Source organism: Nesterenkonia sedimenti (assembly GCF_012641515.1).
Classification (GTDB): domain Bacteria; phylum Actinomycetota; class Actinomycetes; order Actinomycetales; family Micrococcaceae; genus Nesterenkonia; species Nesterenkonia sedimenti.
The window spans coordinates 204383-211796 of sequence record NZ_JABAHY010000005.1 but is presented as its reverse complement, the minus strand read 5'-3'; the positions used below and the strand labels follow the sequence as shown (position 1 = coordinate 211796).

The 7414-nt window shown below is 62.0% G+C and carries 7 protein-coding genes and 1 pseudogene; 2 read left to right on the top strand and 6 right to left on the bottom strand.

Going from position 1 to position 7414, the window contains the following annotated elements:
• Nucleotides 1-83: 83 nt before the first annotated feature.
• Nucleotides 84-849 (bottom strand): annotated as a pseudogene (locus tag HGQ17_RS15275) (IS5 family transposase); the annotation flags it as partial.
• Between HGQ17_RS15275 and HGQ17_RS07600 the strand changes: the two are divergent.
• Nucleotides 848-1411 carry a hypothetical protein gene (locus HGQ17_RS07600; RefSeq protein WP_168887183.1) on the top strand — a complete coding sequence of 188 codons (564 nt, stop codon included), beginning with the start codon at nucleotides 848-850 and terminating at the stop codon, nucleotides 1409-1411. The pseudogene HGQ17_RS15275 and the gene HGQ17_RS07600 sit on opposite strands and share 2 nt — an antisense overlap.
• A 313-nt stretch (nucleotides 1412-1724) precedes the next feature.
• Here HGQ17_RS07600 and HGQ17_RS07595 read toward each other — a convergent pair whose 3' ends face one another.
• Genes HGQ17_RS07595 through HGQ17_RS07580 form a run of 4 tightly spaced genes read right to left on the bottom strand, consistent with a single transcriptional unit; the run spans nucleotide 1725 to nucleotide 5480 of the window.
• Nucleotides 1725-2339 (bottom strand): metallophosphoesterase family protein, encoded by a 615-nt coding sequence (locus HGQ17_RS07595; protein WP_168887335.1) that lies wholly within the window; start codon nucleotides 2337-2339, stop codon nucleotides 1725-1727.
• A gap of 42 nt (nucleotides 2340-2381) precedes the next feature.
• On the bottom strand, nucleotides 2382-3272 hold the full coding sequence (locus HGQ17_RS07590; protein WP_168887334.1) for a histidine phosphatase family protein: 891 nt from the start codon (nucleotides 3270-3272) through the stop codon (nucleotides 2382-2384).
• Nucleotides 3229-4323 carry an N-formylglutamate amidohydrolase gene (locus HGQ17_RS07585; RefSeq protein WP_168887333.1) on the bottom strand — a complete coding sequence of 365 codons (1095 nt, stop codon included), beginning with the start codon at nucleotides 4321-4323 and terminating at the stop codon, nucleotides 3229-3231. The genes HGQ17_RS07590 and HGQ17_RS07585 overlap by 44 nt, the downstream gene beginning before the upstream one ends.
• A complete protein-coding gene (locus HGQ17_RS07580) occupies nucleotides 4323-5480 on the bottom strand; it encodes a metallophosphoesterase family protein (protein ID WP_168887332.1) in 1158 nt (385 codons plus the stop codon). The genes HGQ17_RS07585 and HGQ17_RS07580 overlap by 1 nt, the downstream gene beginning before the upstream one ends.
• Nucleotides 5481-5794: 314 nt before the next feature.
• Here HGQ17_RS07580 and HGQ17_RS07575 point away from each other — a divergent pair, with 314 nt between their 5' ends.
• Entirely contained in the window at nucleotides 5795-6025 is a 231-nt protein-coding gene (locus tag HGQ17_RS07575) for a helix-turn-helix transcriptional regulator (protein ID WP_168887331.1), read from the top strand.
• A 147-nt stretch (nucleotides 6026-6172) separates the two neighbouring features.
• Here HGQ17_RS07575 and HGQ17_RS07570 read toward each other — a convergent pair whose 3' ends face one another.
• Nucleotides 6173-6949, bottom strand: a complete 777-nt coding sequence (locus HGQ17_RS07570) for a hypothetical protein (RefSeq protein WP_168887330.1) — start codon at nucleotides 6947-6949, stop codon at nucleotides 6173-6175.
• Nucleotides 6950-7414: the final 465 nt, after the last annotated feature.

Here is a 7414-nt window from a genome sequence, read left to right as displayed (position 1 = left end):
TCCTGAGACCAACTGTCCACGATGTCATGAGACAGAAGCGTCCACGATGTCCTGAGACTTCACACCGTCCCTGCCTCTACACCCTCAAATACGAAGAGCCCCTTATATCGCTCAGGGTTGAAGTTCGGTGGCCGACCCCCGCGGGTCCCGCGGTTGGCCCGATGCCGGGTCTGGTCGCTGGGCTCAGCGATCGTGGTGGTCACCCTGCGGCTGCGCAGGTATTTGCGGATGGCCCTGGATGAGTAGGCCTTGTCACCCAGCAGCTCATCAGGGCGGGTGCGTGCTTAGCCGCCCCGGATGCGTGGGACATGAATCTGTTCCACCAGCGGGATCAGGGCCGGGGCGTCATGGGATTGCCCTGGTGAGACGATCGTGGCCAGCGGTAGCCCGTGGCCCTCGACCAGCTGGTGAACCTTCGAGGTCAGTCCGCCGCGGGAGCGGCCCACTGCGTGATCATCCGGCTCGATCCCAGGATTCGTGTAGTTCGATGAAGCCCCCTGTGTGGCGGGTGATGTTGGTGGCGTGCTGATGAGCACGGGCAGCGGTGGAGTCCACCGAGACAGTCCAGTCGATCAGCCCTTCAGCATCGGCGGCGGCTTGTAATTTCTGCAGAATCTCATCCCAGGTGCCATCAGCTGACAGGCGCCGGTGCCAGGTCCACACGGTCTGCCAGGCCCCGAAGACCTCAGGCAGATCTCGCCAGGCAATCCCGCACCGGTACCGATAGATGATCCCTTCGACCATCAGTCTGGCATCAGCGAAGGGCCGTCCCTTCCGGCCTGTGGGCTTAGGCAGCTGATCAGCAATCAGCTCCCACTGAGCATCAGAGAGCACCTGGAAACGTGACATGCCTCCAGGCTTCCAGCTGGTCCCTCACATATTTCTCAGACACGCCCTAGACCAGGTCAACCGACGCATCGACGCCCACCACGGCGAGTACATCGAGGCCAGAAACCACCTCGAAGACGCCCTGACCCTGCTGGCCAACTGCGCTGACATCTACGCTCGATGCGACGACACCAACCGGCGACTATGCAACCAAGCCTTCTTCACCAAGGTCTACATCGACGAAGACGACAAGCTCCGCGTCGAGCACCAACGCCCCTTCGAGATGCTGCTCGACCCCAAGATCAACGGCAACGCCCTCAACTGGAGCCGAGACAGCAACAAGGCTCGAACCCCCGCCAACGATTCGTTGGGCAAGGGTTCGAGCCTTGTGCGTAGGGTGGGCCCTGAGGGGCTCGAACCCTCGACCTGCGGATTAACTTCCCACTTCGACTTTCGCCGCCGCCCCGGAGGGCGTTCGTGGTCTGGACTGTCCCTTCACCGTAGCTTGCGCCGTAGGTGCCACCCGTCCAGTCTCTACACCTTCCGAGACGTGGTCTCGGCTTGGCTCGGGATTGCCATCTAGATTTTTTCTAGGAAGGGTTCCCCGACTTTGAGTGGTGTCATCCCCAGCGTTTCCACCGAGGCGCTCCTATTTGAAGTCCGATGCTCTACCAACTGAGCTAAAGGCCCATGCAGCGCGCTGCGCCGCCTCCCACTATTCAGTTTTGTTGCCTTCCAGGCTCAGGGGGTCTGAAGCCCTTTCTGCCCAGAACAGCATCCTCTATCATAGCCCATCTGGCTCCTGCCGTTCACTTCGTTGCTGAAGATCTCCTCTCCGTGTTTGCGGGTTGAGGCATCGCGGATGCTGTAGTTGGTCAGGCTTGTGAGACACAAGGTCAGCTGCGCTTGCTGGCGTCTCTGATGGCTTGGTGGATGTCTTCTGCGGGCACTGGTCGGAAGTCCGACTGGTCTACGCCGACGTTGACCTGTGCGGTGCCTTGGGGTGAGAGGCTGGTCTTCCAGTCGGTGTGGACGTGGCCGCACACCAGTGGTTGACCCAGGTCGCGCAGCCTGAACTTCGCATACCGATCATGGTCGGTATGAGAGTCGCCGGCGTAGGGGTAGTGGGAGAGCATGACCTTCAGGTTCTGCCCGTTGGGGCGGATCGGGGGCAGTGAGACTTGGGCTTGGGAGACCACAGCGGTGAATCCTGCCTCGAGGTATTCCTGGATGTGGAGGTGGCCGTTCTTCTCGGTGGGTGAGCATTTGTCGTGGTTGCCGGCGACCAGGTACTTGGTGCCGTTGAGCCGCTGTAGGTACCCCAGGCCGCGGGCGCGGTCGCCCATGGCGAAGTCCCCGAGTACCCATACTTCATCCTTGAGGCCGACGGTCTCGTTCCACCGGGCGATGATGACCTCGTCCATCTCCTGAACGTTGGAGAAGGGCCGGTCGCAGTAGTCGATGATGTTGTGGTGCCCGAAATGCTGGTCACTGGTGAAGAAGGTCGCCACAGGGCTGTCCTTTCGCATGGTCGGGCTCGAAGCTACGAGTGATCACGGGGCGTTCTTCAGGTCGTCGTTGGTGGGCTTGTCGTAGTTGATCTGTCTCCAGGGGAGGCTGCTGACCGTCCAGGTGATTCCGTCGTCCTCCAGGTGTGGGTAGCTGCGCTGCAAGAAAGCGATCCGCGGGGCGATGTCTCCTGGGTTCAGGCCGCCGTCCCAGCTCTCAGCATGGGGCCTGTCGGAGAACAGCAGTTCAGGGGCCACTCGGGTGTAGTGGAAGATCTCACAGTTGCGGATCCGCATCTCAGGGTTGGTCTCCCAGGAGGTGTAGGTCTCATCATCGACGCGCTCTAGCACCAGCCGGGTGGCGCGGATGAACTCCCCATGGGTCACTGCCAGCACTGTCTGGTCTGAGCATTCCCGGTGCAGGGTGTCCAGGAAATTTCTGACCCGGTTCTCTGCGACGTCGCAGATGGATTCTCCTCCTGGTGGGCGCCAGTAGAGCGGATCGATGGCCTTCTTGCGGGCGTTGAGCTCGAACATCGGGGATTCTTCGAACTCCCGACGGGGCCTGGTCTCGATGTCGCCCCAGTCGCGCTCCCGGATAGCCCGATTCTGGTACCACCGGACTGACTCCCCGCTCTGGTATTCAAGCCCGAGATGGCCAGCGGTCTGCCGAGTACGCACATACGGCGAGCAATAGAACCGGGCGGTTTCTTCCTCGCGCAGCTGGGGATAGTTGGTAGGAAACTCCGCCTCCCGCAGATATCGCCCGACGATCTCGGCTTGCTTCTGCCCAGTCTCGGTCAGCTGCCACTCACGGCCCGGAGTGGTGACGAACGCATCCGTGAAGTGCGATTCATCCCCTTGCCTGGCCAGGGCACCGGCGAGGTTTCCCTCAGACTCTCCGTGGCGAATCAGGATCAGATCCAGCGGCATCATCATGGGCCTCCTTGGCGTCTTCAGTCCTGGTCGTGGTCTTTCGTCCAGGCAACGGCGTGGTGCCGGTTCTCCGTCGTGCGGGTCGTCTGGCTTCCCGGCCGGGTTCCTCATGCTCCAGCCAGATCCGGCGGATCGCGACCCGCAGGTCAGACAACCGCACCTCAGGGACCTCATCGGTTCCTGGATTCTCGTAGGAACCTGTGCGGCGGGGCGTATGGTCAGCATCGAGATAGATGTCCTTTCGGGCAGAGCAGTCCACTGCAGTAACCTCGGGTCTGCCGACGTAGCCTGCTGGCACGAAAGCCCCGGAGTGCCGCTCATTGACCGCGGCCAGGCCTTCGGCCCTCAGCCTCTCCAACACCCCTTCAATGCGCTTGCTGCGCTGCGTCCCGTTCACCCCGAGGCACAGAACAGGCTCTTGGAGTTCGCCTGTGGCCGGTGTAGGGGTCCCGTGGGCGTGGAGGTTGATGAGCAGTGCTTCGCCGAATCGGCCCAGGATCCTCTCCAGAGTCTCGGAGAGCAACTGGTGGTAGGCCGCATGGAGCTTCTGCGCCGCACTGTCTGGGTGTTCGTAGGGGTCGAAGGTCAGCCGGGAGTGGAGGTTTTTGACCACGTAGGGGGCGCCGTCGTTGGCTCGATTCCAGACGCTCTGTACACAGTGGTCCACGCCGTAGTCGGCGGCATCACGGACCCGGGCCAGCAGATCAGAGTCTTCCGTGATCTGCTCACCCTGGGGTAGGTGCCCGTCCCGGGTGTGCTCAGACGGGACCCGAAGCCCCGCATGCGGGATATGCACCAGCACCGGGAGGTTGCCGTCCAGCACTCGCGCCTGCAGATCCTCACACCCGGCCTGTGGGGTACGGCCAAAGACCGACAGGTCCTCGTAGATGTTTTCGGCGGTCTGGGCCTGGAAGAAGAGGTCCTTGACCCGGCGGAGCTCCTGACTCCGTCGGTGATACCAGGCGAGCTTCCCGTTCACGCCCCTGCCGGTGTTGAGCACTGGGGCCAGCTCAAAGTCCTGGGCAACGTTGTGTTCTGGGTTCTGCGCCATCAGTGATCCCTCCTGTCTTCCGGCGGATCGGACAGCAGGCCTCCGGCCCGGGAGGACATGAACTCCCTGGCACGGGCGTTGGCACTCTGTTCCAGGGCCTCAACCATCCGGCCGAGCCAGGCGCCCTGGGGCTCGTCCGCGGCTTCGGCGATGAGCTGGTTCCAGTGGGCGGAACGGCCTTCGTCGAAGACCCGTAGGAACTCCTCGGTCTCCCAGACCCAGACCGGTTTCTCCGGCCAGACTCCGAGCTGGCTGCGGTCCACCCCGGTGGTAACCGGCGGCAGCGGCACCCACTCCACCTGGGACTGGTGCCCTTCAGTCTGCTCCTCGGGCAGGTGGAGGATGCCGAGGTTGGCATCGGGCATCTGATCACACTTAGTGGCGACCACGAGGGTCTGGTGATCGCAGCCGTCGATCTGGATCCGTTTGCTGTCTTTGACGTGGAAATGCCCGTGCGCCAGCACGCGGGGCTTCACGGCTTGGAAGGCTTCATCGAGGCGACGACGTCCTTCGGCGGCGTAGGCCAGCACCTCCGCTGAACGGCCCAGTGGGGTTTGGACGATCTTGGCGACCATGTCGGTGCCGTGCCAGGGTTCCGGGGAATCGTGGGTGAGCATCACATCGGCCGGCCCACCGGCGACGACAGTGGCGACGTCGTCGTCGGTGATCATCTCTTCTATCCACCAGGACTGGCCGGTGATGCGGTGCTCGAAGTCCACCGAGGGCGCACCGCCCAGAGACACGAAACTCCACCCGCTACGTGTGAACCGGTGACCCCGGGGCAGCAACGCGATCCGCTCCCTGGCCCACATCACCGCACCCAGCGCCTCGAAATCGGCATGGATGTCATGGTGATCCCGGTTCTGGGCGGAGAGTCGGGAGATCTGCTGGTAATCCTCGTGGTTGCCGGGAGTGACGACCACCCGCATACCGAGCTCATCGAGAGTCTCCTGGAGGGCATCAAGGTAATCGATGCCCTTCTGGCCGGGCCAGATGCCGAAGTCTCCGAGCTGGAAGACCTCCCGCACACCCAGCGAATGCAGGTGGCGCAGGGAGCGGATCGCCCAGGATGTGTTGGCGTGCCAGTCCCCGGCGACCGCCACAGTGGCGCCGCGGCGGGATGTGTCAGTGTCCTGGGTAGGTTCGGTGCTGCTCATGGGTTTCAGCCTAGAGGGCCCCACCGACATGGAATCCGTGTGCTGCAGTCGGTCACGTGGTCCAGGAGTCATGACGGGTCCTCCGGATCAGTGGTGGCCTGGCTGGTATCGGCCAGACGCTCGATCTTCTGACCCTCCGAGCTGACCCGCCAATGCTCCTAAAACACCGGACTCTGTGTTCTCGTTGGTATCCATGCCCTGTGAGTGTCCGGAAGCCCCACCAAGGTGCGCAGCCCCCACACGAGGAACCGAGAAGACCCCGCCAGACCGGCTGGGCTGCCCCGTCGATGACCCCGGCCGGACACTACGGGCATATGAGCACAGCAACTATAGAAACCAAGACAGACACAACCACTGCGATGCCGAAGCTGTGGACCCGACAGGAAGCCGCCGAATACCTCGGGGTTTCGGCCAAAACGATGGCGAACTGGGCCTCCAACGGCATCGGCCCACCGTATTTCTCCCTCTGCGGCGGGGCGGTGCGCTACGACCCTGAAACCCTCAGCGCCTGGCTACAGGACCAGCTCCAAAGCACACTTGGCTGAGCATAACTGTGCATAGGCACCATCCGGGATGACGCTGGGTTTATGGCGAAGTTCGACGTACGCGGAGACCTTGGGTCAGTCTCGCGGCCAGGTGGGCGTCCAGATCGAATTCGAGGATGTTTGCCTCATGCGTGAATCAACACAGGGCTAATGGTCCGTCAAACTTGGCGCGTGGACAGGCGTCGGCTTTTGGCCATTGTGACTGCCCAACTCTATGAACCGTGCTAGGGCCAGCTGTAACGCCTCCACGCATCTGTCGAGCACCAAAAGCAGCATCCCGTATTTGGTCGTTGCGCGGGCAGTGGCCCCGTACCTGGTCTCGCTTCCTTCCTCTACTACGAGGTCCTGAATGATGGGGTTAACCCAGAACTTTCCATGAGCACTGCCACTCGCCAATTGCCAGGTGGCGTAGAAAGACAAACCGCGATCTGTTCTACGGTGACGTTCCACGTACTGCAAGAGCTCCGTGATCTTCGGAGGTCGGTTCTGCGGTTTACCCGCCTTAGCTCTGGCAGCATCAGCCTTGATAGAGATGAACACGTCCCACTCCGGCACACCAGCCTCATCCCCGAATCGCTGGATGCGATCCAGCTTGCTCTGAATATCCGGCGATTTTCTCCCGGTGCTCTTGGCGAACTTTTCCGCCGAACGCCATTCGTCCGCCTGCAGGGCTAACCGACGCCTGATCCTGAGCTTGTAGTTCTCGGGATACAGCACCCACATAGCCCAGGCTGCAGATTCAATCGCGCTCCTCAGCAGTGCGTAGCCGCCGAATGGCTGGGTCGAGAGGGACAAATGGTCGCCATGGTCTTCATATCCAACCCAGGTAGCTAAGGCCTCGATGCAGCCGATGGTCGTGGCGAATTGTTGCGCGGCGAAGTCAGAGACTGGGTAGTGCGGAACCTTTTGGTCGTCCTGCCACAACCGAGAGCCTGAGACCGGCTCCCAATGCTGATGGAGCACGTCGTCGTCCCGCCGAACTATGTCGATCGGTGACAACACCCCCCGGATCATCACGTGACTGGGGGCAAACGATCATGCCCAGGAGCCGGACCGGACAACACCACTCATCCTGCCGGAGAACTGGTGCCCTTAGAAGCTAACGGGGGTAACCATCTTTACCTTTGGCTGCACCGCCCAGGCCGGCACAGGCCCAGGGCCTGCTGAGTGCGCAGTGCGGGCCATGACGCTTAGAGAGGACAGGTCGCCCCCGGCGGGGTGAGAGGGCTCAAGGGTCAACGACTACACTTTTTACCTACTATGCGGTGTAGAAGACTCGGTGTTGTCGGCCCGGTTCTCGTGCTGGCGGGATCGGTCACCGGTTGCTTCAGCGACACCGGTACTGATCTTCAGGAGCAGCCCTGGATAGTGGTCTCATCTAACGGAGAA